Annotated in this window: 23 protein-coding genes and 1 pseudogene; 9 read left to right on the top strand and 15 right to left on the bottom strand. The window is 71.4% G+C overall.

Translation table 11 applies throughout. The features are described from left to right. From ACIQZN_RS14305 to ACIQZN_RS14290, 4 genes and pseudogenes are all read right to left on the bottom strand, one after another. Positions 1 to 84, bottom strand: a pseudogene (locus tag ACIQZN_RS14305) (electron transfer flavoprotein subunit beta); the annotation flags it as partial. 202 nt (positions 85 to 286) lie between these two features. Next, positions 287 to 793 carry a flavin reductase family protein gene (locus tag ACIQZN_RS14300; protein ID WP_403992298.1) on the bottom strand — a complete coding sequence of 169 codons (507 nt, stop codon included), beginning with the start codon at positions 791 to 793 and terminating at the stop codon, positions 287 to 289. Positions 794 to 836: 43 nt separating this feature from the next. Beyond that, positions 837 to 917, bottom strand: coding sequence for a putative leader peptide (locus ACIQZN_RS14295; RefSeq protein WP_376451235.1), 81 nt, complete (start codon positions 915 to 917; stop codon positions 837 to 839). Between the two features lie 72 nt (positions 918 to 989). After that, on the bottom strand, positions 990 to 1,316 hold the full coding sequence (locus tag ACIQZN_RS14290; RefSeq protein ID WP_403992295.1) for a TlpA family protein disulfide reductase: 327 nt from the start codon (positions 1,314 to 1,316) through the stop codon (positions 990 to 992). Between the two features lie 218 nt (positions 1,317 to 1,534). Between ACIQZN_RS14290 and ACIQZN_RS14285 the strand changes: the two genes are divergently transcribed. Then, positions 1,535 to 2,257: a 1-acyl-sn-glycerol-3-phosphate acyltransferase gene (locus ACIQZN_RS14285; RefSeq protein ID WP_161208160.1), complete on the top strand. Its 723-nt coding sequence runs from the start codon at positions 1,535 to 1,537 to the stop codon at positions 2,255 to 2,257. A 54-nt stretch (positions 2,258 to 2,311) separates the two neighbouring features. Here the strand turns inward: ACIQZN_RS14285 and ACIQZN_RS14280 are convergent, their stop codons facing one another. The 3 genes from ACIQZN_RS14280 to ACIQZN_RS14270 are packed head-to-tail and all read right to left on the bottom strand — an operon-like array spanning position 2,312 to position 5,564. Then, entirely contained in the window at positions 2,312 to 3,394 is a 1,083-nt protein-coding gene (locus tag ACIQZN_RS14280; protein ID WP_403992292.1) for a threonine aldolase family protein, read from the bottom strand. Continuing rightward, positions 3,373 to 4,140, bottom strand: a complete 768-nt coding sequence (locus tag ACIQZN_RS14275) for an SDR family NAD(P)-dependent oxidoreductase (RefSeq protein WP_403992289.1) — start codon at positions 4,138 to 4,140, stop codon at positions 3,373 to 3,375. Before ACIQZN_RS14275 ends, ACIQZN_RS14280 begins: the two co-directional genes overlap by 22 nt. 26 nt (positions 4,141 to 4,166) lie before the next feature. Next, complete coding sequence (locus ACIQZN_RS14270; RefSeq protein ID WP_403992286.1) at positions 4,167 to 5,564, bottom strand: DUF6421 family protein; 1,398 nt, start codon at positions 5,562 to 5,564, stop codon at positions 4,167 to 4,169. A 252-nt stretch (positions 5,565 to 5,816) separates the two neighbouring features. Between ACIQZN_RS14270 and ACIQZN_RS14265 the strand changes: the two genes are divergently transcribed. Then, positions 5,817 to 6,500: a glycerophosphodiester phosphodiesterase gene (locus tag ACIQZN_RS14265; RefSeq protein ID WP_403992283.1), complete on the top strand. Its 684-nt coding sequence runs from the start codon at positions 5,817 to 5,819 to the stop codon at positions 6,498 to 6,500. A gap of 4 nt (positions 6,501 to 6,504) precedes the next feature. Here the strand turns inward: ACIQZN_RS14265 and ACIQZN_RS14260 are convergent, their stop codons facing one another. Continuing rightward, positions 6,505 to 7,059 (bottom strand): GNAT family N-acetyltransferase, encoded by a 555-nt coding sequence (locus tag ACIQZN_RS14260; RefSeq protein WP_403992280.1) that lies wholly within the window; start codon positions 7,057 to 7,059, stop codon positions 6,505 to 6,507. A gap of 232 nt (positions 7,060 to 7,291) precedes the next feature. Between ACIQZN_RS14260 and ACIQZN_RS14255 the strand changes: the two genes are divergently transcribed. The 5 genes from ACIQZN_RS14255 (at position 7,292) to ACIQZN_RS14235 (ending at position 10,693) form a co-directional block, all read left to right on the top strand. Continuing rightward, on the top strand, positions 7,292 to 7,891 hold the full coding sequence (locus tag ACIQZN_RS14255) for a DUF5134 domain-containing protein (protein ID WP_403992277.1): 600 nt from the start codon (positions 7,292 to 7,294) through the stop codon (positions 7,889 to 7,891). 86 nt (positions 7,892 to 7,977) lie between these two features. Then, entirely contained in the window at positions 7,978 to 8,913 is a 936-nt protein-coding gene (locus tag ACIQZN_RS14250) for a M56 family metallopeptidase (protein ID WP_403992274.1), read from the top strand. 63 nt (positions 8,914 to 8,976) lie between these two features. After that, positions 8,977 to 9,669 (top strand): phosphatase PAP2 family protein, encoded by a 693-nt coding sequence (locus ACIQZN_RS14245; protein WP_403992271.1) that lies wholly within the window; start codon positions 8,977 to 8,979, stop codon positions 9,667 to 9,669. Positions 9,670 to 9,741: 72 nt separating this feature from the next. Then, positions 9,742 to 10,443 carry an HAD family hydrolase gene (locus tag ACIQZN_RS14240; protein WP_403992269.1) on the top strand — a complete coding sequence of 234 codons (702 nt, stop codon included), beginning with the start codon at positions 9,742 to 9,744 and terminating at the stop codon, positions 10,441 to 10,443. 70 nt (positions 10,444 to 10,513) lie between these two features. After that, entirely contained in the window at positions 10,514 to 10,693 is a 180-nt protein-coding gene (locus ACIQZN_RS14235; protein ID WP_403992266.1) for a hypothetical protein, read from the top strand. 140 nt (positions 10,694 to 10,833) lie between these two features. Here ACIQZN_RS14235 and ACIQZN_RS14230 read toward each other — a convergent pair whose 3' ends face one another. The 7 genes from ACIQZN_RS14230 to ACIQZN_RS14200 form a co-directional block, all read right to left on the bottom strand. Next, positions 10,834 to 11,217 carry an ArsR/SmtB family transcription factor gene (locus tag ACIQZN_RS14230; protein WP_403992264.1) on the bottom strand — a complete coding sequence of 128 codons (384 nt, stop codon included), beginning with the start codon at positions 11,215 to 11,217 and terminating at the stop codon, positions 10,834 to 10,836. An 80-nt stretch (positions 11,218 to 11,297) separates the two neighbouring features. Further along, positions 11,298 to 12,368 (bottom strand): aldose epimerase family protein, encoded by a 1,071-nt coding sequence (locus tag ACIQZN_RS14225; protein ID WP_403992261.1) that lies wholly within the window; start codon positions 12,366 to 12,368, stop codon positions 11,298 to 11,300. Positions 12,369 to 12,466: 98 nt separating this feature from the next. Next, positions 12,467 to 13,501: a LacI family DNA-binding transcriptional regulator gene (locus ACIQZN_RS14220; RefSeq protein WP_403992259.1), complete on the bottom strand. Its 1,035-nt coding sequence runs from the start codon at positions 13,499 to 13,501 to the stop codon at positions 12,467 to 12,469. A 100-nt stretch (positions 13,502 to 13,601) separates the two neighbouring features. Then, a complete protein-coding gene (locus tag ACIQZN_RS14215; protein ID WP_403992256.1) occupies positions 13,602 to 14,657 on the bottom strand; it encodes an ABC transporter permease in 1,056 nt (351 codons plus the stop codon). Continuing rightward, positions 14,654 to 15,628 carry an ABC transporter permease gene (locus tag ACIQZN_RS14210; RefSeq protein ID WP_403992253.1) on the bottom strand — a complete coding sequence of 325 codons (975 nt, stop codon included), beginning with the start codon at positions 15,626 to 15,628 and terminating at the stop codon, positions 14,654 to 14,656. The genes ACIQZN_RS14215 and ACIQZN_RS14210 overlap by 4 nt, the downstream gene beginning before the upstream one ends. Further along, positions 15,625 to 17,280 carry a sugar ABC transporter ATP-binding protein gene (locus ACIQZN_RS14205; protein ID WP_403992250.1) on the bottom strand — a complete coding sequence of 552 codons (1,656 nt, stop codon included), beginning with the start codon at positions 17,278 to 17,280 and terminating at the stop codon, positions 15,625 to 15,627. The genes ACIQZN_RS14210 and ACIQZN_RS14205 overlap by 4 nt, the downstream gene beginning before the upstream one ends. A gap of 118 nt (positions 17,281 to 17,398) precedes the next feature. Beyond that, positions 17,399 to 18,487, bottom strand: a complete 1,089-nt coding sequence (locus ACIQZN_RS14200) for an ABC transporter substrate-binding protein (RefSeq protein ID WP_403992247.1) — start codon at positions 18,485 to 18,487, stop codon at positions 17,399 to 17,401. 513 nt (positions 18,488 to 19,000) lie between these two features. Between ACIQZN_RS14200 and ACIQZN_RS14195 the strand changes: the two genes are divergently transcribed. Both ACIQZN_RS14195 and ACIQZN_RS14190 read left to right on the top strand, forming a co-directional pair. Beyond that, positions 19,001 to 21,445 carry an RICIN domain-containing protein gene (locus tag ACIQZN_RS14195; protein ID WP_403992244.1) on the top strand — a complete coding sequence of 815 codons (2,445 nt, stop codon included), beginning with the start codon at positions 19,001 to 19,003 and terminating at the stop codon, positions 21,443 to 21,445. A 150-nt stretch (positions 21,446 to 21,595) separates the two neighbouring features. Further along, the gene (locus ACIQZN_RS14190) at positions 21,596 to 23,866 is read left to right on the top strand and encodes an AbfB domain-containing protein (RefSeq protein ID WP_403992351.1); all 2,271 of its coding nucleotides are present in this window, start codon (positions 21,596 to 21,598) and stop codon (positions 23,864 to 23,866) included. Positions 23,867 to 23,988: the final 122 nt, after the last annotated feature.

Here is a 23,988-nt window from a genome sequence, read left to right as displayed (position 1 = left end):
GTCCAACGTCAGGTCATCGGCGAAATGCCGGTCACCGGTCGCGTCGGGCACGTACTTCACAGTGACAACGATCCTCAAGCTCACGCCGGCTCTCCTACTGCATCGTCATTTCCGGGCTGCCTTGTTGCACGCAGCATAGGCGCCTGATGGGGCGTTTTCCGGTCGGGGCGACCGACGCTCCGACCGTCATATTACTCGCCAGTACATCCAGCGTGTGCCCAATGAGCAAGCGCTTTGCACTGTGATCTGCCCTACGCGATCCGCCCGCGAACCCGCGGGCGTCGCGTCAGTCCCGCAGAGCCGTGAACCGGCCCTGGTGATAGACGAGCGGCCGGCCTCCGCCGGCCGGGTCGCCCTCGACCACCTGCGCGATCACGATGTGGTGGTCGGCCGCCGGGATCCGGGCCACGACGCGGCAGACCAGCCACGCCAGCACGTCGTCCAGCAGCGGAACGCCCTCCGGCCCGCTGCGCCAAAAGGTGGACGGGCCGAACCGGTCGGCGCCGCTCCGGGCGAAGGTCGCGGCCAGCTCCCGTTGGTGTTCGCCGAGTATGTGCACGCCCACGTGCTCGGCCTCGGCCAGCACCGGCCAGCTGGAGGACGAGGTGCCGACGCCGAAGGAGACGAGGGGCGGCTCGGCGGCCACGGAGTTGAGCGAGGTGGCGGTGAAGCCGACCGGCCGCTCGCCGGCGGCGGTGATCACGGCCACTCCGGCGGCATGCCGGCGGAACACGGAGCGCAGGAGGTCCGGGGATGCCGTGCGCGCCTTGCCGAGCCCGGGTGATGCCGTCATGGAGATGTCCTTCTGCGCGTCGGAAGTGCGGGGTCGTGGATGTTCAGGCACCCGGACAGCACGCGCCGGCGGTGCGGGCGAGATCGATGTACGCACGGCCATGGAGAAGGGGATCTGACGGCATAACGTCAGACTGACGATGCGCGGTCCGTGCAGTCAAGACCGTCCCATCAGGTGGGAGAAGCATCACGATCCGTCACATCGCCCGGCCGAGGGCGGCGACGACGTCGACGGTGCGGGGCTGCCCCTCGGCCCGGCGGACGATCCGGCCCCCGGCGTCGAGGACCAGGACGGTCGGGGTCCGGCTGATGCCGAGGTCGCGTACGAGCGCGAGACGCGCCTCCGCGTCGATCTCCACATGGGCGACCCCGTCGACCATGCCGGCCACCTCCGCGAGGGTGCGGCGGGTGGCCCGGCACGGCTGGCAGAAGGCGGTGGAGAACTGGACGAGCGTGGCCCGCTCCCCCAGTTCCGCGCCGAGTCGTGCCGCGTCCAGCCTCTCGGCGCCTGCCTGCCCGTCCACTGCGGCCTCCTGTCAGAGTTCTACGCAAGGGGTCAGCGTCCGCGACGCCGCGGGCATTCCCGGACGTCCTACGTGACGAGAATCTCGCGGCCCGGCGCCGCCGGGACTGGCCACCACGTCACCGTATGGGGCACGATCGCCCCAATGCCGAAAACCTACGGCTGCGTAACTTCCGCCGGGAGAACCTCCGCGGGCGCTGAAGAAAGGGTCTTCCCCAGATGGCAGAACTCGTCTATCGGCCGGTCATCGGCGCCGCTCGCACGTTTTTCAAGGCGCTCGACCTGAAGATCGACACTCAGGGTTCGGAGCACATCCCGAAGACCGGTGGCGCTGTTCTGGTCAGCAACCACATCAGTTATCTGGACTTCATCTTCAGTGGCCTCGCCGCGCTCCCGCAGAAGCGGCTGGTGCGTTTCATGGCCAAGGAATCGGTATTCCGGCACAAGGTCTCCGGGCCTCTGATGCGCGGCATGAAGCACATTCCCGTCGACCGCAAGCAGGGCGAGGACGCGTACGCGCACGCGCTGGAGTCGCTGCGGTCCGGTGAGATCGTCGGGGTGTTCCCCGAGGCGACGATCTCGGAGTCGTTCACGCTCAAGAGCTTCAAGTCCGGTGCCGCGCGCCTGGCGCAGGAGGCCGGGGTGCCGCTGATCCCGATGGCGCTGTGGGGCACGCAGCGGCTCTGGACGAAGGGCCGGCCGCGCAGCTTCAAGCGCAACCACATCCCGGTCACCATTCGCGTCGGCGAGCCCGTGGAGGCCCCCACCGACCAGTACGCGGGCGCCATCACGCGGCGGCTGCGCGAGCGGGTGCAGGAGCTGCTCGAAGCGGCCCAGCGGGCCTATCCGGTCCGGCCGAAGGACGCGAGTGACACGTGGTGGGTGCCCGCGCACCTGGGCGGTACGGCTCCGACTCCGGCCGAGGTCCGCGAGCGCGGCTGAAACGTCACGCCGGGGTGCGGACGGACCGTCCGCACCCCGGCGTTCGGGCCCCCGCTAGGCGGCGGCCATCTCCTCCTTGAGCGCGAGGAGGAACGCGTCGACGTCCTCCTCCGTGGTGTCGAAGGCGCACATCCAGCGCACGTCACCGGCCTGCTCGTCCCAGAAGTAGAAGCGGAAGCGCTTCTGCAGCCGTTCGCTCACCGCGTGCGGGAGCCGCGCGAAGACGGCGTTGGCCTGCACGGGGTAGAGGATTTCCACGCCGCCGATCCCGCGCACGCCCTCGGCGAGCCGCTGGGCCATGGCGTTGGCGTGCCGGGCGTTGCGCAGCCACAGGTCGCCCGCGAGCAGCGCCTCCAGCTGTACGGAGACGAAGCGCATCTTGGAAGCGAGCTGCATCGACAGCTTGCGCAGGTGCTTCATGGCCCGGACCGCGTCGGGGTTCAGGACGACGACGGCCTCGCCGAAGATGGCCCCGTTCTTCGTGCCGCCGAACGAGAGCACATCGACGCCGGCGGAGTTGGTGAACGTACGCATGGGCACGTCCAGGGACGCCGACGCGTTGGCTATGCGGGCGCCGTCGAGGTGCACCGTCATGCCGTGCCCGTGGGCGTGCTCGCAGATGGCGCGGATCTCGCCGGGGGTGTAGACGGTGCCCAGCTCGGTGTTCTGGGTGATCGAGACGACCTGCGGCATGGCCCGGTGCTCGTCGTCCCAGCCGTACGCCTGCCGGTCGATGAGCTCCGGGGTGAGCTTGCCGTCCTCGGTGGGGACGGTGAGCAGCTTGAGGCCGCCGACCCGCTCGGGCGCGCCGCCCTCGTCCACATTGATGTGCGCGGACTCGGCGCAGATGACCGCGCCCCAGCGGTCGGTCATGGCCTGGAGCGACACCACGTTGGCGCCGGTTCCGTTGAAGACCGGGAAGGCCTCGGCGGTGGGGCCGAAGTGGCTGTGCATGACGCGCTGGAGATGGCCCGTGTAGTCGTCCTCGCCGTAGGCGACCTGGTGGCCGCCGTTGGCGAGGGCGAGCGCCGCGAGGATCTCGGGGTGCGTCCCCGCGTAGTTGTCACTGGCGAAACCGCGGACCTGCGGGTCGTGATGGCGACGCGCGTCGGTCCTTACGGTTGCGGGGTCAGCCACAGGCGCTTTCCGTTCACTTCCGGGGCGGGCCGGTCCCAGACGCCGGCGATGGCATCGGCCAGGTCCTTGACGTCGGTGAAGCCCGCGAACTTCGCATTCGGGCGCTCGGCGCGCATCGCGTCGTGCACCAGTGCCTTCACCACCAGGATCGCAGCCGCGCTGCGGGGGCCGTCCTCGCCCCCCGCCTTGCGGAAGGAGTCGGCGAGGGCCAGGGTCCACGCCTCGGCGGCGGCCTTGGCAGCGGCATAGGCGGCGTTGCCCGCGGTGGGCTTGGTGGCGCCCGCCGCACTGGTCAGCAGGAAGCGCCCCCGGTCGCTGCGCAGCAGGCAGTCGTGGAAGGCCAGCGAGGTGTTCTGCACCGTGCGGATCAGCAGCTTCTCCAGCAGAGTCCAGTCGGCGGGGTCGGTCTCGGCGAAGGTCGCGCTGCCGCGCCAGCCGCCCACGAGGTGGACGACGCCGTCGACGCGGCCGAACTCCTTCTCCGTCTTGGCCGCCCAATCCCGGGTGGCCCCCAGGTCGAGCAGGTCGACGGTGTCGCCGGTGACGGTCGCGCCGCCGTGGGCGTAGCGCGCCGCGTCGACGGCCTCGGCGAGCCGGGTGGGGTGGGAGTCCGACGCGACGACGACCGCGCCCGCCTCGGCGAGGCGCAGCAGCGTGGCCCGGCCGGCCGGTCCGGCCGCTCCCGCGACGGCGACTACGGCGCCTTCGAGCGCACCGTCCGCGTCGCCCGTGCTTGTTCCGTTCATGGCCTCCGCCTCCTTGGGACCTGTGCTCACGCGGCAGCCTTCCCCGCGTCCGAGGCGGTGATGCCCTTGGTCGAGGCGATCACGTTCTTCAGCTTCTTGGAGAGGGCCTCATAGAACATGCTCAGGGGAAACTCGTCCGGAAGCACGTCGTCCACGAGTTTCCGCGGCGGCTGGGAGAGGTCCAGGGCGTCCGGGCCCTTGGCCCAGCGGGAGCCGGGGTGCGGGGCGAGGTAGGTGGAGACGAGGTCGTACGCGGCGAACCAGTGGACGATCTTGGGGCGGTCGATGCCGTCCCGGTACAGCTTCTCGATCTCGGCGCAGAGCTGGTTGGTGACCTGCGGGGCGCGCTCCCAGTCGATCCGGAGCGTGTTGTCGGTCCAGCGGACCACGTCGTGCTTGTGGAGGTACGCGAAGAGGAGCTGGCCGCCGAGGCCGTCGTAGTTGCGGACGCGCTCGCCGGTAACCGGGAAGCGGAACATCCGGTCGAAGAGGACGGCGTACTGCACGTCGCGGCCGTGCGGGTTGCCCTCGGCCTCCAGCTTCACGGCCTCCTTGAAGGCGGTGAGGTCGCAGCGCAGCTCTTCGAGGCCGTACATCCAGAACGGCTGGCGCTGCTTGATCATGAAAGGGTCGAACGGCAGGTCGCCGTGGCTGTGGGTGCGGTCGTGGACCATGTCCCAGAGCACGAACGCCTGCTCGCAGCGCTGCTGGTCGCCGATCATCGCGCGGATGTCGTCGGGCAGCTCGACACCGAGGAGGTCGACGGCCGCCTCGGTGACGCGGCGGAAGCGGGCGGCCTCGCGGTCGCAGAAGATGCCGCCCCAGCTGAAGCGCTCGGGGGCCTCGCGGACGGCGATGGTCTCCGGGAAGAGCACCGCGGAGTTGGTGTCGTAGCCGGAGGTGAAGTCCTCGAAGGTGATGCCGCAGAACAGCGGGTTGTCGTAGCGGGCGGCCTCCAGCTCGGCGAGCCAGTCGGGCCAGACCATGCGCAGCACGACCGCTTCGAGGTTGCGGTCGGGGTTGCCGTTCTGGGTGTACATGGCGAAGACGACGAGGTGCTGGAGGCCGTCGGCGCGCCCCTTGGCCGGCTGGAAGGCCAGCAGGGAGTCCAGGAAGTCGGGGACGTCGAAACCGCCGCCCACCCAGCCGCGCAGGTCCTTCACGAGGGCGCGGTGGTACGCGGCGTCGTGCGGCAGCAGCGGTGACAGCTCCTCGACGGCGCCGATCACCCGCTCCACGGCGGCCTCGGCGAGCGCCGGGGCGGGCGCGCCCTCGGCGTCGAAGTCGATGGAACCGTCCTTCGACTGCCAGGGGCGGATCTCCTCCACGGCGTTCTTGAGCGCGGGCCAGGCCGGGTGCTCGATCACCCGTGGGGCGGCAGCTATGTCGCCGGATACGGCGTCGTGCACAAGAATTTCCGTCATCACACTTCCTCCACGGGAGAACCTCGCGTCTGACCACCGTATCCGCGTGCGAGTCCCCGGGACAAGTGGGATTGTGGAAATTATCCTGCCGACCCCCATGGTCACCGTCATTTTTCCTGTGGTACGCCGCCGAGGCGGCTTCTTCGGGGGTTTCGCGGGGCGCTGCGCGGTCGGCCCCGCCCCTCCCCCCTACGGCGTTCCGAGGCCACTAGGCTGCCTCGGGAACAGAGCGTCGACGGAAGCGAGCGGGCCTTGTCTATTCTCACGATCGGTCATCGCGGAGCGGCGGGCTTCGAGCCGGAGAACACTCTGCGCTCGTTCGTCCGTGCCGAGAAGGAGGGCGTGGACCTCATCGAGCTGGACCTGCATCTGAGCAAGGACGGCGCGCTGGCCGTCATGCACGACGCGGAGGTGGACCGGACGACCGACGGCGAGGGCCCGATCGCGGAGAAGACGCTCGCCGAGCTGCGCGCGCTCGACGCGGGCCTGGGCGAGCGGGTGCCCGTCTTCGAGGAGGTCCTGGACGCCGTGCGGTCCCCGCTCCAGGCGGAGATCAAGGACGTGGCGGCGGCCCGCACCCTGGCCCGGGTGATGCACGAGCGCGACCTCGTCGAGCGCGTCGAGGTGATCTCGTTCCACGACGAGGCGATCGCCGAGATCGCGCAGCTGGTCCCGGGCGTGCGGACGGCGCTGGTGGCGAGCCGCTGGGGCGGGGACCTGCTGGACCGCGCGAAGGCGGTGGGCGCGACCCGGCTGATCCTGAACGTCCGGCGCATCACGCTGGAACTGGTCGACAAGGCCCACGCCGAGGGGCTGACGGTCTTCGGCTGGACGGTCAACACCCAGAAGCAGCTGCGGCTGGCCGAGGGGCTGGGGCTGGACGGCGTGACCACCGACCACCCCGACATCCAGCGCGGGGGCGGCGCCACCGCCTGAAGAATCAGCCGGCCAGCTCCTTGACCAGCAGTTCGAAGGCCAGGTCGTCGCGCTGGGGGATGCCGAAGCGCTCGTCGCCGTACGGGAACGGGGACAGCTTGCCCGTGCGGCGGTAGCCCCGGCGCTCGTACCAGGCGATGAGCTCCTCGCGTACGGAGATCACGGTCATGTGCATCTCCCGTACGCCCCAGCCCTCCCGGACGGTGCGCTCGGCCTCGGCGATGATCACCTTGCCGAGGCCGGCGCCCTGGAGCGCGGGACGGACCGCGAACATGCCGAAGTACGCGGCCTCGCCGCGGTGCTCCAGCTGGCAGCAGGCGACGGGCACGCCGTCGCGCTCCACCACGAGCAGCCGGCTGTCCGGGCTCTCGACCACGGCGCGCACGCCCGGCGGGTCGGTGCGCTGCCCCTGGAGGATGTCCGCCTCGGTGGTCCAGCCGGCGCGGCTGCTGTCGCCCCGGTACGCCGACTCGATCAGCTCGACGAGCGCGGGGATGTCCGCTTCGGTGGCGTCGCGGAACGTCAGCTCTCCCGTGTCCCGGGGCGGGGCGGTGTCCATGGCGGGGTGTCTCCGGATTCTGTGCGGGGGCGGTGCCGGAGCAGCGTAACTCCGAGGGCGGCGCCGGGGCTCCCGGCGGTGCTCACGGGGCGCGCGGGAGCGCGCACCGGGCGCTTCGCGGAAACACTCCCGTCGCGCGCTCCCCTTACGCCTCCGTGCGCCGCGTACGGGTGTCCGGCCCCGGGCATCTACCGGTCGACGGCGATGTCGTTCGCCCGGGGGGAGGGCTGCTGTGCACGGACCGGCGATGTCCGGATGGCTGCTGATGGCGTTGTGCGCGGTGACGGGCTCGTACTGCTTGCTGCGGACCCGTACCGGGAGCACGGAGGAGCGCAGAGCCGCGCGGGCCGAGGCGCTGATGGGCTTCGGCATGGCCTCGATGGCGATCCCGGCGGCCGCCGTCGCCCCGCCCGCCTGGGGGTGGGCGGTCTATGCCGTGTTCTTCGGGGTCGCGGCGCTGCGGGCGCTGTGGTTCTCCCGGCGCAGCGGACACCATCTGCACCACTTGGTCGGCTCCTCCGCGATGGTCTACATGGCGGTGGTGATGGCCCGGGCCGGGGCGGGCGGGCACGGCGGCGGCCATGCCGCGCACGCGATGGGTTCGCACAGCATGGCCGGCGCCCCGGGCGGCATACCCCTGCTCACGGGGCTGCTCCTCGTCTACTACGCGGTGTACGTGCTGCGCTCGGGCGCCCGGCTGGTGCCGATGGCCGCGGCGGCCACCGCCGGCGGGCCCTCCTCGCCCGGGGGCTGGGGGGCGCGCCCGGAGCTGGCGCTGGCGTGCCGGCTGACCATGGGCATAGCCATGTTCGCGATGCTGCTCACCCTGTGAGACAGGAAGGGCCGCCTTTCGTGGTGTGCGTCACTTGGCGCGCGGAGCCATATCCGTGTGTGGCGCGGCCCTCATAGGCTGACGCCATGTGGGTCTCCCTAGCGCTGCTGCTGCTCGGTGCACTGGCCGCCGTCGTGACCCCGCGCGTGATGGCGCGGGCCGAGTGGCCCGAGCGCGAGCCGGTGGTGGCGCTGTGGGTGTGGCAGTGCGTGGTGGCCGCGGTGCTGCTGTCGTTCGCCCTCGCCATGACGATCAGCGCGGCCGCCGCCTGGCAGGCGGTACGGGGCCATGTCTTCGCGCCCGCGCCGCACGCCGTCGTGGAGGCGTACGCCCTCGCCGGCCACGGGGCGTGGTCGGCGGTGATGGCGGTGCTGCTGGCCCTCGGCGGGGTGTGGACGGCCGCCATGCTGGCCCGGGAGATCCACCGGGCGCAGCTGCGGCGCAGGCAGCGGCGGACCGAACTCCTGGTGCGCGCCCCGCTGATGCCCGGTGAGGAGCCGGGGTCCGGGCGCCTCGTCGTGCTGGAGGGTGAGCGCCCCGACGCCTGGTGGCTGCCGGGCTCCGCGCCCCAACTCGTCATCACCACGGCCGCGCTGGGGCGGCTGAAGGGACGCCAGCTCGACGCGGTCCTCGCCCATGAGCAGGGCCACGCGCAGGCCCGGCACGACTGGCTGCTCAACTGCTCGGAGGCGCTGGCCTCCGGCTTCCCGCAGGTCCCGGTCTTCGCGGCCTTCCGCAACGAGATGCACCGGCTGGTCGAGCTGGCGGCCGACGATGTGGCCTCACGGCGCTTCGGCCGGCTGACGATCGCTCTCGCCCTGGTCGAACTCAACGAGGACCGGGGCGTGTTCGGCCCGTCCTCGGCCGCCGACGCGGAGCTGCCGCTGCGGGTGAACCGGCTGCTGGCCCCGGCGGGCCGGCTCACGGCCGGACGGCGGCTGCGGCTGACCGCGGCGGCGGCGCTGGTGCCCGTGGTCCCGCTGCTGGTGGCGTTCGTCCCGGGGCTCAGCGCGCTGAAGTAGCGAACGGGTTCTTCGGGCGCGCTGAAATGGCCGGAGGCGGCACCGGTCGGCGAGGATCGTGCCATGCACATTCCGCTGCTCTCCCCCGTCGGCCGGGTCCGCGCCGCTTCGCGCCTCTCGCGGACGGGCACGGTCTGCGCGGTGCTCGGCGGTGCGGTGACGGCGCTGGTCGTCGCCCGGTGGCGGCCGCTCGTGGACCTGGACGGGCGGATCGCGGAGGCGCTGCACCGGCGGGCGGTGACCGAACCCGGCTTCGTCCATGTCAACCGGCTGCTGACGGACTGGTTGTGGGACCCGTGGACGTTCCGCGCGCTGATCGCCGTCGCGGTGGTGGTCCTGTGGTGGCGCGGCGCCCGGCCGCTCGCGGTGTGGGTGGCGGCGACGACGCTGCTCTCGGCGCTCGTCCAGCAGGGCGTGAAGGCCGCCGTCGGGCGGGACCGGCCGCAGTGGACGGACCCGGTGGACTCCGCCCACTACGCGGCCTACCCCTCGGGGCACGCGATGACGGCGACCGTGAGCTGTGGGCTACTGCTGTGGCTGCTGTACCGGTCCGGTGTGCGGCGCGGGGTGTGGCGGGCGGCGGTGGGCACGGCGGCCGTATCGGTGCTCGGGGTCGGGCTCACCCGGCTGTACCTGGGCGTGCACTGGCCGTCCGACGTGCTGGGCGGGTGGCTGCTCGGGGCCGCGCTGGCCGCCTTCGCGGTCCTGGGCTTCGACCGGTGGCGCACCGCCTCGCCCGCGCGCCGGGGGCTCTGACCGGGCAGGGCGCCGTGGCCGCCGGACGGGCGCCCTTGCCCGGGGCCCGCCGATTCGGCGAGGATCGGTGCCATGCCGATCAAGGGTGCCCTCTTCGACTTCTCCGGGACGCTGTTCCGGATCGAGCCGGTCCGTTCCTGGCTCGCCGCGACCCTCGCCGAACGGGGGGTGCGCGTGGACGAGGCCGCCTTCGAGCGGTACGCGGCGGAGCTGGAGGCGTTCGGCGCGCTGCCGGGCGGTCCCGGCCCGAAGCGGATGCCCGAGGAGCTGGCGGACGGCTGGGCGCACCGCGACGAGAGCGCCGAGCTGCACCGCGCGGTGTACACCGGCCTGGCCCGCCAGGTGGCCCTGCCCGACCCCGGTCTCTACGACGCGCTGTACGACCGCCATCTGCGCCCGGACGCCTGGCGCCCCTACCCGGACGCGGCGGAGGTGCTGGACGGGCTGCGCGCGGCCGGGGTCCGGATCGGGGTCGTCAGCAACATCGGCTGGGACCTGCGCCCCGTCTTCCGCGCGCACGGCCTGGACCGCTATGTGGACGCGTACGTCCTCTCCTACGAGCACGGCGTCCAGAAGCCGGACGCACGTCTCTTCCGCACCGCGTGCACACTTCTCGAACAGGATCCGGCGGATGTGGTCATGGTCGGCGACGACCGGCGCGCCGACGGCGGGGCCGCGGCGCTGGGCTGCGAGGTCCGTTTCGTACGCCATCTGCCCGTGGATGAGCGGCCCGACGGGCTGCGGGAGCTCGGACTGACCGAGAAGGTTGCCTGAGACACATGTGAGAGATGTCCCTGACGCGCAATGGGTCGGATTGTCACATCGTGGCCTTAGCCTGGAGAACATGTCCCCGACTCCGTGCCCGTCCGATTCCGTACGCCCCGCAGCAGTGGTGAATGAAGACATTCGCGACCTGTGGCGGCGTTCGGGCGGTCACCTGTCCGCGGAGGACGAGGAGCAGTACCAGCGTCTGCTGGTCGAGTGGGCCGCGGCGACCGGGGGCGGCGAGCGGCCGGCGTTCTGAGACGTCCCGGCTCCGGCGATCCCCTGCGTCGCCGGAACCGGTCCGTGGCGGGGGTACAGCATGTCCCGTCACGGCTGATCGGTCAATGAAGTATTACGGTCCGTGACAACACCGGCCCGTACGGCGAGCGAGCCCCCGCCTCACGCCTCGCCGAGGCGCACCGCCTGGCCGGCCGCCGCTTCCAGGACTCGGTCGAGCAGCCCGGGGAACAGCGCGTCGAGGTCGTCCCGGCGCAGCCCGTTCATCTTGGCGGTGCCCCGGTAGGTCTGCTGGACGATGCCGCTCTCGCGCAGCACCCGGAAGTGGTGCGTGGAGGTGGACTTGGTGACCGGCAGGTCGAAGCAGGAGCAGGTGAGCTCGGCCCCGGCGGCGGCCAGTTCGCGTACGACACACAGCCGCACCGGGTCCGAGAGGGCGTGCAGGACCGCTTCGAGCCGGATCTCCTCGCGGGCGGGGTGGGGCAGGGTGCGCGCGCCCGCTGCCGGGGCGGTGGTGCTGGCAGGGGTCACGGTCGCTCTCCGCATCGTCGCTCCGTCCGGGGCTCCCATACTACGAGGCTCATCGTAATTCGCCGCACGGTACGGGAGCCGTCATGGACCGGAGCTCACCCCGCCAGGTGCGGGAAGCGGTATTCGGTGCGGCTGCGGAGGTGTTCGCCGGGGCGCAGCACCGTGGACGGGTGGTCCGGGCGGTTGGGCGAGTCGGGGAGGTGCTGGGTCTCCAGGCAGACGGCGCTGTGGCGCTCGTGGTGGCCGCCTTCCGGGTCGGCGAGGGTGCCGTCCAGCTGGTTGGCGGTGTAGACCTGGATGCCCGGTTCGGTGGTCCACACCTCCATGACCCGCGTGCCGTCGGGTGCCGTGAGGCGGGCGGCGCGGCGGGGAGCGGCCGGTGCGTCCGCACCGTCGAGGACCCAGCAGTGGTCGAACCCGCCCGCGCGGCGCAGCTGTTCGTCGGGCAGGGCGATCCGGTCCGCGAGGGTCTGCGGCGCGGTCAGGTCGAACGGGGTGGCGGCTACGGGCGCGGCGGGGCCCTCGGGGATGCCCTCCTCGTCCACGGGGAGGTAGTGCGCGGCGTCCACCTGGAGGGTGTGGCCGAGGATGTCGCCCCGCGCGGTCAGGTCGAAGTACGCGTGGTTGGTGAGGCTGACGACGGTGGCGCGGTCGGTGGTGGCCGCGTAGTCGAGCGCCAGGGTGCCGGCCGCGTCGAGGGTGTACGTCACGGTCACGTCCAGCGCGCCGGGGAAGCCCATGTCGCCGTCGGGGCTGTGCAGCGTGAGCCGCAGGACGGCCGCCTCGTCCGTCGCGGTGCCCTCCGCCCGCCAGATCCGGGTGTGGAAGCCGTCCGGCCCGCCGTGCAGGGCGTGGCCCCGGTCGGTGGCGGGGACCTGGTGCTCCGTGCCGTCGAGGGTGAACCTGCCGTGCGCGATGCGGTTGGCGTAACGGCCGACGAGGGCGCCGAAGAACGGGTTCTTGCCCGTGTAGTCGTCGAGGGCGGGCAGCGAGCGGACGACCGAGGCCGGGGTGCCGGCGGTGTCGGGCACGGTGAGCCTGTGCAGGATGCCGCCGTAGGTGAGGATCTCGGCCCGGACTCCGGTGCCGGAGTCGAGCGTCCAGATGTCGACGTCCGTGGACCCGTGGGCGCCGAACGGTTTGCTGTGCACGGTGGGGCGAGGCATCAATGATCCTTGGGGCGATCGGAAGGCCGGAGCGGCCGGACGGGCGGGCCGTGGGCGAGGGCGGACTCCCCAGGGGTGGCGGGGAGTCCGGCCCGTGGCTACGGTGCCGCCGGTCCGGCGGCCGGCCGGGGAACGGTGGATTCGCGGACGACGAGCCGGTAGCCGGGCCGGGGCCGCCTGGGCTCCGCCACCGGCTCGCCGGAGAGGCGCTCGACCAGGCTGTCGACGGCGAGCCGGGCGATGGCCTCCTTGTCGGGCGCCACGGTGGTGAGCGTGGTCGCGCCGTAGAGGCTCTCCTCGATGTCGTCGAAGCCGACGACGGCGACGTCCTCGGGGATGCGCAGGCCGCGTGCGGTGAGGGTGCGCATGGCGCCGATGGCGATGAGGTCGTTGTACGCGAAGACGGCGTCGGGGCGCTCGCCCCGGTCCAGCAGCGCGGCCATGGCGGAGGCCCCGTCCTCGCGGCCGTAGCCGTCGGTGACGACGACCAGCGCCTCGTCGGGCTCGATCCCGGAGGCGTCCAGTTCCTCGCGCCAGCCGCGCAGCCGGAGGTGGGCGGGCTGGCGTTCGCGGCCGGTGCGGGAGCCGAGGAAGGCGATGCGGCGGTGGCCGAGCTCGACGAGATGGCGTACGGCCTCGCGGGCCGCCGCGACGTTGTCGATGGCGATGTGGTCGTAGGGGGCCTCGTACTCGCGCTCGCCGAGCAGGACCAGGGGCGCGGTATCGGTGCGCGCCATCAGGTCCTCGGTCTCCAGGTGGATCGGGCTCATGATGAGCCCGTCGATGACGTGGGACCGGAACCCCTGGCTGACGAGGAGTTCCTTCTCGCGCAGTCCGGCGGTGTGGTCGACGAGCACGGTGTAGTCGTGCCGGGCGGCCGCGTCGACGACCGCGCCGGCCAGCTCCGCGAAGTACGGGTTGCCGAACTCGGGGACGGCGAGCGCGATGATCCCGGTGCGGCCCTTGCGCAGATGGCGGGCGGTGAGGTTCGGCCGGTAGCCGAGCTCGTCGATGGCCTGCTGCACCTTGGCGCGCATCTTCGGTGTGACGTGCTGATAGTTGTTCACCACGTTCGACACGGTCTTGATGGACACGCCCGCCCGTTGCGCAACGTCCTTGAGGCTGACGCCCACGGCACTCCCTGAATCGACTTGTCGCGCGGTGAGGCGCGGTGGCCCGGCTCCCGCCGGTTCGGCTCGAACGGTGCCGGGGCCGTGGGGCCCCGGCACCGGTTCAGGTGGTTCTGCGGCTGCGCGCCAGATAGCGCTGGGCCACGACGACAACGATAAGGAAGCCGCCGCTGACGACCGACTGGTACGAGGAGTTCAGCGTGCCGATCTGGTTGATCAGGTTCTGGATGACCTGAAGGAGCAGGACGCCCCAGAGCGTTCCGCTGATGGAGCCGGCGCCGCCGATGAGGAGGGTGCCGCCGATGACGACGGCGGAGATCGCGTCGAGCTCCATGCCCACGCCGAGGATGGTGACTCCGGAGGAGAGCCGGGCGGCGTTGAGCGCGCCGGCCAGCCCGGCCAGCAGTCCGCTGAGCGTGTAGACGAGCATCTTCGTACGGGCGACGGGCAGGCCCATCAGCGTGGCCGCGTCGCTGCTGCCGCCGACGGCGAAGATCGACTGCCCGAACGAGGTGCGCTGGAGCAGGAGTCCGCCGAGGCCGAACAGCGCGAGGGCGATGAAGATCGGGTAGCCGAAGCCCCAGATCGCCCCCTGGCCGAGCTCGGCGAAGGCGGAGTCCTTGGGCACCAGGTAGGTGGTGGCGCCCTCGTCCGTGATCGCGAGGAGCAGCCCGCGCGCCCCGAGGAGGGTGGCGAGCGTGACGATGAACGGGGCCATTCCGGCACGGGCCACGAGGAACCCGTTGAGCAGGCCGATCGCACCGCACACCACGAGCGGGACCAACAGGGCGGGCAGGATGCCCCATTGGGAGGCCCAGGCGGCGAGCACCCCGCCCAGGGCGAAGACGGACCCCACGGAGAGGTCGATGCCGCCGGTGATGATGACCATGGTCATCCCGAGCGCGACGACGGCCAGGAACGAGGCCTGGACGGTCACCCCGCGGGCGTTGTCCAGGGTGGAGAACGTCGACGGGTAGATGCAGGACGCGACGGCCACGACCGCCAGGAGGACGACCAGGACGCCCTGGCGTTGCAGGAGTTCGGCGATCCGCCCGCCGGTCGTGCGCGGTGATCCGGCACCGGGCGCCGGCGTGGTGGCGCCGGAGGTCTTGCGCGGGGCCGGGGCGGGGGCCGCCGGGGCAGGTGAGGTTTCGTTCATCGGGACCGACGCTCCCGGGCGACGTAGACGGCGGCGATGATGATGGCCGCCTGGGCGATCTGTGCGGTGGAGTCGGGCAGGTCGTGCTTGATGAGCGTGGCCCGCAGCAGCTGCATCAGCAGGGCGCCGGCGACGGTGCCGAGGACCCGGATGGAGCCGCCGTTGAGCGGGGTGCCGCCCACCACGACCGCCGTGATGGCGGAGAGTTCCATGAGCGTGCCGAGCGAGGAGGGGTCGCTGGCGGTGAGCCTGGCGGTGGCCAGGACTCCGGCGAGGGCGGCGAGCACCCCGCAGAGCACGTACACCCCGATGAGCACCCGCCGCACGGGCAGTCCGGCCAGGGCGGCTGCGGAGCGGTTGCCGCCGATGGCGACGACCTGGCGGCCGAAGGTGGTCCGGGTGACGAGGAAGGCCACGGCGACGGCGAGGACACCGGCGATGAGGACGACCAGCGGGATGCCGAGGAAGGAGCCGGTGCCCAGGGAGAGCAGGTCGGGGTTGACGATCTGCTTGAGCTGGCTGTCCGCGATGACCAGGGCGAGGCCCCGGCCGCCGACGAACAGGGCGAGTGTGGCGACGATCGGCTGGAGGCCGACGAGCGAGACCAGGGTGCCGTTGACCGCTCCGACGAGGGCGCCGGCGAGCAGCGCCATGACGAGCGCGGGGACCAGTCCGTAGCCGAGGTAGAGCGGCAGCAGCGCGGCGGCCAGGGCCATGGTCGAGCCGACGGAGAGGTCGACGCCCTCGGTGCCGATGACGAGCGCCATGCCGAGCGCGACGATGACGATCGGGGCGACCTGGACGAGCTGGGTGCGCAGGTTGTCCACCGTCATGAAGTGCTCGGTGAACAGGGCGTTGAAGACGAGGACGACCGCGACGGCGAGGTATACGCCGTACTCCTGGTACCAGGCGGGGTCGCGCAGCCGGGCGAACGGCCGGGCTGCGGGGGTGGTGACTGCGGCCTGGGTCATCGGGGGTCCTCCTTCGCGGCCGGCGCCTTGTCCGCGGCAGCCGGTGAGTGGGCGGCGAGCACTTCGAGCAGATGGCTCTCCGCCACCTCGTCGCCCGCCAGTTCGCCCGCGACCGCGCCGCCCCGCAGGACGACGATCCGGTCGGCGCCCTCGATCAGTTCCTCGATGTCGGAGGAGATGAGCAGGACGGCCAGGCCCTCGCGGGCGAGGTCGTCGATGAGGCTCTGGACCTCGGCCTTGGCGCCGACGTCGATGCCCCGGGTGGGTTCGTCGAGCAGCAGGACCTTGGGTTCCAGGCAGAGCCAGCGGGCCAGCAGCACCTTCTGCTGGTTGCCGCCGGAGAGCTCGCCGACCTTCTGCTCGGGGCTCGCCGCCTTGATCCGGAGTCGCTTCATGAAGATGTCGACAATACGGTCCTGCTTGGCACGGGAGACGATGCCGGCCCGGGAGAGCCGGGGCATCGCGGCCAGCACGATGTTCTCGCGGACCGAGAGGCCGGGCACGATGCCCTCGGCCTTGCGGTCCTCGGGCAGCAGGCTGATCCCGGCCCGGATGGCGCCGGCGGAGGTCAGGCGGCGCAGGGTGCGGCCGGCGATGCTCACCTCGCCGGAGTCCAGGGAGAGCGCTCCGGCGATGGCCTTCGCGGTCTCGCTGCGCCCGGAGCCGAGGAGTCCGCCGAGGCCCATGACCTCGCCCGCGTACAGGTCGAGGGAGATGTCGTGCAGCTGGTGGTCGCGGGAGAGGCCGGTGGCGGTGAGGACGGGGGTGCGCGCGGCCTCGTGGCCCTCGGAGTCGAAGTTGGTGAGCCCTTCGCGGCGTACCTCGGCCATGTCGCGGCCGAGCATCATCGAGACGAGCTGCATCCGGTCGAGGTCGGCGAGGTCGCCGGTGTGGATGTGCTTGCCGTCGCGCAGGACGGTGACCCGGTCGCAGATCCGGTACAGCTCGTCCATGCGGTGGCTGACGTAGAGGACGGCGATGCCGCGGCCGCGCAGGTCCTCGATGACCCGGAAGAGGGTCTCGACCTCGCGGGGCTCCAGCGAGGAGGTGGGTTCGTCCATGATGACGACCTGGGCGTTCACGGAGACGGCGCGGGCCATGGCGACCATCTGCTGGGTGCCGATGCCCAGGGTGTGCAGGGGGCGCTTCGGGTCGACGCGGACGCCGAAGCCGTCGAGGAGTTCGCTCGCCTCGCGGTACATCCGGGGGAAGTCGATCAGGCCGAAGCGGTTCTTGGGCTCGCGGCCGAGGAAGATGTTGCGCGCCACGCTCATCAGCGGGACGAGGTTCACCTCCTGGTAGATCGTGGAGATCCCGGCCTGCTGTGCCTCGAAGGGCCGGTTGAAGGAGACCTGTTCACCGGCCAGCCGCAACTCGCCCTCGTCGGGGCGGTAGACGCCGGTCAGCACCTTGATGAGGGTGGACTTCCCGGCTCCGTTCTCCCCCACCAGGGCGTGGGTCTCGCCGGCGCGCAGGGAGAACGAGACGCCGTCGAGGGCGACGACGCCCGGGAACCGCTTGCTGACCGAGCGGGCCTCCAGGACGGCGGGTGCCGCGCCGGGCTCGTCCGCGAGGGCCGTTCCGGTCGCGCTGCTCTCCTTCACGTCGGCGGCCGGCTCCGGCGGCTGCGGTACTGCTTCGGGTGGTGCCATGGCTGGTCTTGGCCTTCCGCTCTTCCAAGGATGGGGGCCCGGTGGCCGCCGTGGCGGGGGAGCGCCACGGCGGCGGTGAACCGACGGAGCCGGTACGGGCAGGTGGGGCCGGCTGGGATCAGAAAGCGTTGCCGATCGTGGACTTGGCGTTGGACTCGTCGTACGAGCGGTCGCTGATGATGACGTTCTCGGGGATCTCCTCGCCGCCGTAGAACTTCTGGGCGGTCGCGAAGGCCAGCGGGCCGAAGCGCGGGTTGGACTCGATGACGGCGTTGTACTCGCCGTTGACGATGGCCTGGACCGCGTTGCGGGTGCCGTCGACGGAGACGATCTTGATGTCCTTGCCGGGCTTCTTGCCGGCGGCCTTCACCGCGGTGACGGCGCCGAGGCCCATCTCGTCGTTCTCGGCGTAGATGGCGGTGATGCCGGGCTTGGACTGGATCAGCTGCTCGGTGACCTGCTGGCCCTTGTCGCGGGCGAACTCACCGGTCTGCTGGGCGACGATCTCCATGCCGGGGGCCTTGGCCTTGAGCTGGTCCACGAAGCCCTTGGTGCGGTCGGTGGTGACGCCGTTGCCCGACGAGCCGAGGAGGATGGCGACCTTGCCCTTGCCGCCGGTCACCTTGATCATCGCGTCGGCGGCGCGCTTGCCCTGCTCCACGAAGTCTGAGCCCAGGAAGGACACGTAGTCCTTGCAGGCGGTGGCGTTGAGCTTGCGGTCGATGGTGAGGACCGGGACCTTCTTCGCGGCGGCGGCCTTGAGGGCCGGCTCCAGGCCGTCCGAGTTCAGCGGGGCGACGATGAGGAACTGGGCGCCCTGGGCGAGCATGTCCTGGATGTCGCTGATCTGCTTGGGCAGCTGCGACTGGGCGTTGGTGGTGAGGACCTTCTTGACGCCGAGCTTCTTCGCCTCGTCCTTGATGGACTGGGTCTCGGCGATGCGGAAGGGGTTGGCCTCCTTCTCCGACTGGGAGAAGCCGACGACCGCGTTCTTCAGGTCGAGCTTCGGAGCGCCGTAGGTCTGCAGCGAGCAGCCCGAACCGGACGAGGACTCGGGGGTCTTGGCCGCCTGTGCTGCCTGGCTGCTGTCGCTGCTCGCGTTGTTGTCCGAGCCCTCCGACTTGGAGCAGCCGGAAACGGCCAGCGTGGCGGTGGCGGCGAGGACGCAGGCCACGGCGAGGGTACGGGATCGACGCTGGATCATCATGCGCGGGAGCTCCTTGGCGGGATGACGGCACGCCGAGGGGCGTGCGGTCGGTCATGGCTGGACGTTGCATCGGCCGCTGCGCGGCGGCCCATGTCACTGCACTCACGGCCCCGCTAGGAGACGGCCCCTAGCTGCACAAACTGCGGTCGTGAGAGCCTGCGCGGCCTCTCGGCGGCTCGGTTTACAACGTTATATAGGCGGTGCGGCACGGGCGGCAAGAGCGTTGTCGATGCGTTTCCAAAATGTGTCGAAGCCACTTCGTCCAACTCCGGCGCCCGGACCAGGACGTTGCCGTCGCACCTCTGGACAGCCGCCTGACGGCGTGCTGTCATACCGCCGGAACCCCATTTTCCAACGTTGCAGAAAAGTGCCCGCGCCCTCCGTACGGATCGCGAAGGCGCTCTTCGTCATGCGCGCGGCCGGCCCGTTCCGCCGCACCATGGCCGCACCCTCTCTTGTCATGCGCATTCCCACGCCGGAGTTCCAGGTCCGGCAGAGCAGGAGCCCTCCCCCATGCCCCTGAACCGCAGACAGCTCATGACCACCGCGCTCGCCACCGTGGCCGCCACCACGGCGGCCGGCCGCTGGTCGGGCACCGCGACCGCCGCCGAGCACCGGGTACGGCCCGCGCACGGCGGCCACTACTCCCCCAACGCCGCGCCCCTGCACCCCACCGCCTTCCTGAAGCTCCCGCCCGGCCGGGTCACCGCGCGCGGCTGGCTCGCCGGACAGCTGAAGCTCCAGCTCGACGGCTTGTGCGGCCGGTACGAGGAGTTCTCGCACTTCCTCGACTTCTCGGCCACCGGCTGGGTGCGCCCCGACCTCGGCGGCTGGGAGGAGGTCCCGTACTGGCTGCGCGGCTACACCGACCTGGCGATCGTCACCGGCGACGCGAAGGCGCTCGCGGCGGTGCGCCGCTGGTTCGACGCGATCCTGGCCACCCAGCAGTCCGACGGCTTCTTCGGCCCGAAGGCGCTGCGCACCTCGCTGAACGGCGGCCCGGACTTCTGGCCGTTCCTGCCGCTGGTGCAGGCCCTGCGCTCCTGGCAGGAGTACACCGGGGACACCCGGATCATCCCCTTCCTGAGCCGGTTCTTCCGGTACATGAACGCCCAAGGCCCGGGCGCCTTCAACACCAGCTGGATCGCCCTGCGCTGGGGCGACGGCCTGGACAGCGTCTTCTGGCTGTTCAACCGCACCGGGGACACCTTCCTGCTGGACCTCGCCGACAAGATCCACACGTACGGTGCCGACTGGGGCGACAACCTGGTCAACCCGCACAACGTGAACATCGCCCAGGGCTTCCGCGAACCCGCCCAGTACGCGCTGCGCAGCGGCTCGGCGCAGGACACCCGGGACACGTACGGGACGTACGGCAAGGCCATGGACCAGTACGGGCAGTTCCCCGGCGGCGGTTTCGCCGGGGACGAGAACGCGCGGCCCGGGCACGGCGACCCCCGGCAGGGCTTCGAGACCTGCGGAATCGTGGAGTTCATGGCCAGCCACCAGCTGCTGACCCGGATCACCGGCGACCCGCTGTGGGCCGACCGCTGCGAGGAGCTGGCGTTCAACTCGCTGCCCGCCTCGCTCGACCCCTCGGGGAAGGCGATCCACTACATCACCAGCGCCAACAGCGTCGACCTGGACAACGTGCCCAAGTCGGAGCGCCAGTTCCAGAACGGGTTCGCCATGCAGGCGTTCCTGCCGGGCGTCGACCAGTACCGCTGCTGCCCGCACAACTACGGCATGGGCTGGCCCTACTTCACCGAGGAGCTGTGGCTCGCCACCCCCGACGGGGGCCTGGCCGCCGCGATGTACGCCGCCTGCGAGGTGACGGCCAAGGTCGCCGACGGCACCGAGGTCACGTTCACCGAGGAGACGGACTACCCCTTCACGGACGCGGTCACCCTCACCCTGAAGGCCCCCAAGCCGCTGGCCTTCCCGCTGGTGCTGCGCGTCCCGGCCTGGTGCGACGCCCCCGAGATCGCGGTGAACGGGCGGCGCGTGGACGCCCCGGCCGGCCCCGCCTTCACCCGGATCGACCGCACCTGGGCCGACGGGGACCGGGTCACCCTGCGCTTCCCGCAGCGCACCACCGTGCGCACCTGGGCGGACAACCGGGGCTCCGTCAGCGTGGACCACGGCCCGCTCACGTACTCGCTGCGCGTCGGCGAGACGTACGAGCGCATCGGCGGCAGCGACCAGTTCCCCGAGTACGCGGTCCACGCGACCGGCCCGTGGAACTACGGGCTTGTCCTGGACGCGAAGAAGCCCGCCGCCTCCCTGCGCCACCACAGCGCCCGCCGGGTGAAGGCCGGCAACCCCTTCACGCTCGACGGCACCCCGCTGTCCATCACCGCGAAGGCGCGCCGCATCCCGGAGTGGACGGCCGACGACGAGCACGTGGTGGCCCCGCTCCAGGATTCGCCGGCCCGCAGCACCGAGCCGGTGGAGGAGGTCACCCTCGTCCCGATGGGAGCGGCCAGGCTGCGCATCACCTCCTTCCCGACCACGGACCCGGGCGCGGAGCCGTGGCTCGCGGACCGCTGGTACCGCATCCGCAACCGCCACTCCGACAAGGTCCTGGGCGTCGACGTCATGTCCACCGCCAACAGCGCGCACGTCGTGCAGTTCGGGGACACGGGCACCGACGACCACGACTGGCGGCTGGTCGCGGAAGGGGACGGCTGGTACCGCATCCGCAACCATCACTCCGGCAAGGTCCTCGGCGTCGACAACATGTCCCTGGACAACAGCGCGCACGTCGTCCAGTTCGACGACAACGGCACCGACGACCACCTCTGGCAGCTCGTCCCGGACGGCGGCGGCTGGTACCGCGTCCGCAACCGCCACTCCGGCAAGGTCCTCGGCGTCGACGACATGTCCACCGCCGACAGCGCCCATGTCGTGCAGTACGACGACAACGGCACCGACGACCACCTCTGGCAGCTCGTCTGATTCCCGGCGCTCCGCGCCCCTCCCCCAGACCGCTCCCGTCCCCCGGGGGCCGAACCGAACCAAGGAGACGAACCTGTGAGCCGTTTACGAGTACCCGGCCGAAAGCCGTGGTGGAGACGGGCGATCGCGACGACCGGCCTGCTGGCGCTGGTGTCCTCCGCGCTCGTCGGGGTCGGCGCCTCGCCGGCCGGTGCCGCGTCCTGGTCGCCCAAGACGCCGCCGATGACGACGCCCTGGACCAACCAGGTCCCGGTCGACAAGCCGCTGCCGGAGTACCCGCGCCCGCAGCTGACCCGGTCCGACTGGGCCAACCTCAACGGCATCTGGGACTTCGCGGTCACCGGCCGGGACGCCGGGCAGCCGTCGTCGTGGCCGGACCAGATCCGGGTGCCGTTCGTCGCCGAGTCCGCGCTCTCGGGCATCCAGCGCAGGATCACCGAGAACGACAAGCTCTGGTACAAGCGCACCTTCACGGTGCCGTCGAACTGGAACGGCCGCCGGACCGTGCTCAACTTCGGCGCGTCCGACTGGCAGACCACGGTCTGGGTCAACGGCACCCAGGTGGGCGCGCACAAGGGCGGGTACGACTCGTTCTCGTACGACATCACGCCCCAGCTCAACGGCGGTACCAACACGATCGTCGTGTCCGTCTACGACCCGACGCAGACCGGCGGCCAGGCGGTCGGCAAGCAGCGCATCAATGATGTGCAGCCGCACAGCGGGGGCGGGATCTTCTACACCGCCGCCTCCGGCATCTGGCAGACGGTGTGGCTGGAACCGGTCGCCGCCGCGCACATCACCCGGCTGGACATGACGCCGCACCTGGGCGACAGCACCCTGCGGGTGAAGGTGCAGGCCGACTCGGCGTCCGGGCGTACGGCCAGGGTCACCGTGTCCAGCGGCGGCACCGTGGTCGGCTCGGCCACCGGTACCGTCGGCTCCACGGTCTCCGTACCGGTGCCGAACACGCATCTGTGGACCCCGGACGACCCGTTCCTGTACGACGTCAAGGCGGAGCTGCTCGACGGTTCGGCGGTGACGGACTCGGTCGGCAGCTACACCGGGATGCGCTCGATCGCGATCGCGAAGGTCGACAACGTCCTGCGGCCGGTCCTGAACGGGAAGTTCGTCTTCCAGACGGGCACCCTGGACCAGGGCTACTGGCCGGACGGCATCTACACCGCGCCGACCGACGCCGCCCTGAAGTCGGACCTCCAGGCCCACAAGGACCTCGGGTTCAACATGGTCCGCAAGCACATCAAGGTCGAACCGCAGCGCTGGTTCTACTGGGCGGACAAGCTGGGGCTCCTGGTCTGGCAGGACATGCCGGCCATGGACACCGGCAAGTCCCCGAGTTCGGCGGCCCGCACCCAGTGGGAGGCCGAGTTCCACGCGATCATCGACCAGCACCGCAGCTCGCCGTCGCTGGTCATGTGGGTGGACCAGAACGAGGGCTGGGGGCAGTACGACCAGGCCAGGATCGCCAATGAGGTCAAGGCGTACGACCCGACCCGGCTGGTCGACAACATGAGCGGGGTCAACTGCTGCGGCTCGGTGGACGGCGGCAACGGTGACGTGGTCGACAACCACATCTACGTCGGCCCCGGCAACACCGCGCCGACCGCGACCCGCGCGGCCGTCCTCGGCGAGTTCGGCGGCCTGGGCTACAAGGCCCCGGGGCACGAGTGGTTCCCCGGCGGCGGCTTCAGTTACGAGGACCAGCCGAGCATCGCCGCGCTGAACAACCGGTTCGTCGGGCTCATCGACGGCATCCGGATCGGCCAGCTCCCGGCGGGCCTCTCCGCCTCGGTGTACACCGAGATCACCGATGTGGAGAACGAGGCCAACGGGCTGCTCACCTACGACCGCCAGGTCGTCAAGGTGGACACGGCCCGGGTGCGGGCCGCCAACCAGGCCCTCATCAACGCCTCGAAGAACCCGGCCCCGCCGGTGACCCTGCCCACCGGGGGCTACAAGTCCCTGCGGGTCACCACGCCCGGCTACACCAACAAGTATCTGCGCCACCAGGACTCGCTGGCCTTCACCGAGGTGGTCGACGGCAACAGCAGCGCGCTGCTGAAGAACGACGCCACCTGGAAGATCGTGCCGGGCCTGGCGAACGGCAACTGCTACTCGTTCGAGTCGCGCAACTACCCGGGCGAGTATCTGCGCCACCGGGACTTCCGGGTCCGCCGCGACGCGAGCGACGGGTCCGCGCTCTTCAAGGCCGACGCAACCTGGTGCGCGGTCGCCGGCACCGGTGGTGTGCGGCTGACCAGCGCGAACCTGCCGGGCAGCTACATGCGGCACATCAAGTCGGAGGTGTGGCTAGCCACCCCGGGCGGCGGGCACGACTGGGACAACCCGGCCACGTTCACCGAGGACACCACCTGGGCGGTGGAGGCGCCCTGGGCACCCTGAGATGAGCTGAGCACCGGGGTGCGGGGGGCGGGGCGCCCGCCCCCGGGTTCGTCATTCGGCGCCCCAGTCCAGGCCCCCGCTGGGGTGGGTGTGGACGCGAGGTGCGCGCGCCACCACCACCC

The sequence above is a fragment of the Streptomyces sp. NPDC097595 genome, from assembly GCF_044761525.1.
In the GTDB taxonomy this organism is placed as follows: domain Bacteria; phylum Actinomycetota; class Actinomycetes; order Streptomycetales; family Streptomycetaceae; genus Streptomyces; species Streptomyces drozdowiczii_A.
The sequence above is the reverse complement of the archived record's forward strand: the minus strand, read 5'-3'. Positions and strand labels throughout refer to the sequence as shown.

Bases quoted from the DNA above. Each gene is read 5' to 3' on its own strand.
- ACIQZN_RS14300 (WP_403992298.1), bottom strand. From the start codon at position 793: ATGACGGCATCACCCGGGCTCGGCAAGGCGCGCACGGCATCCCCGGAC.
- ACIQZN_RS14295 (WP_376451235.1), bottom strand. From the start codon at position 917: ATGCCGTCAGATCCCCTTCTCCATGGCCGTGCGTACATCGATCTCGCC.
- ACIQZN_RS14285 (WP_161208160.1), top strand. From the start codon at position 1,535: ATGGCAGAACTCGTCTATCGGCCGGTCATCGGCGCCGCTCGCACGTTT.
- ACIQZN_RS14275 (WP_403992289.1), bottom strand. From the start codon at position 4,140: ATGAACGGAACAAGCACGGGCGACGCGGACGGTGCGCTCGAAGGCGCC.
- ACIQZN_RS14270 (WP_403992286.1), bottom strand. From the start codon at position 5,564: ATGACGGAAATTCTTGTGCACGACGCCGTATCCGGCGACATAGCTGCC.
- ACIQZN_RS14260 (WP_403992280.1), bottom strand. From the start codon at position 7,059: ATGGACACCGCCCCGCCCCGGGACACGGGAGAGCTGACGTTCCGCGAC.
- ACIQZN_RS14250 (WP_403992274.1), top strand. From the start codon at position 7,978: ATGTGGGTCTCCCTAGCGCTGCTGCTGCTCGGTGCACTGGCCGCCGTC.
- ACIQZN_RS14245 (WP_403992271.1), top strand. From the start codon at position 8,977: ATGCACATTCCGCTGCTCTCCCCCGTCGGCCGGGTCCGCGCCGCTTCG.
- ACIQZN_RS14240 (WP_403992269.1), top strand. From the start codon at position 9,742: ATGCCGATCAAGGGTGCCCTCTTCGACTTCTCCGGGACGCTGTTCCGG.
- ACIQZN_RS14235 (WP_403992266.1), top strand. From the start codon at position 10,514: ATGTCCCCGACTCCGTGCCCGTCCGATTCCGTACGCCCCGCAGCAGTG.
- ACIQZN_RS14230 (WP_403992264.1), bottom strand. From the start codon at position 11,217: ATGCGGAGAGCGACCGTGACCCCTGCCAGCACCACCGCCCCGGCAGCG.
- ACIQZN_RS14225 (WP_403992261.1), bottom strand. From the start codon at position 12,368: ATGCCTCGCCCCACCGTGCACAGCAAACCGTTCGGCGCCCACGGGTCC.
- ACIQZN_RS14215 (WP_403992256.1), bottom strand. From the start codon at position 14,657: ATGAACGAAACCTCACCTGCCCCGGCGGCCCCCGCCCCGGCCCCGCGC.
- ACIQZN_RS14210 (WP_403992253.1), bottom strand. From the start codon at position 15,628: ATGACCCAGGCCGCAGTCACCACCCCCGCAGCCCGGCCGTTCGCCCGG.
- ACIQZN_RS14205 (WP_403992250.1), bottom strand. From the start codon at position 17,280: ATGGCACCACCCGAAGCAGTACCGCAGCCGCCGGAGCCGGCCGCCGAC.
- ACIQZN_RS14200 (WP_403992247.1), bottom strand. From the start codon at position 18,487: ATGATGATCCAGCGTCGATCCCGTACCCTCGCCGTGGCCTGCGTCCTC.
- ACIQZN_RS14195 (WP_403992244.1), top strand. From the start codon at position 19,001: ATGCCCCTGAACCGCAGACAGCTCATGACCACCGCGCTCGCCACCGTG.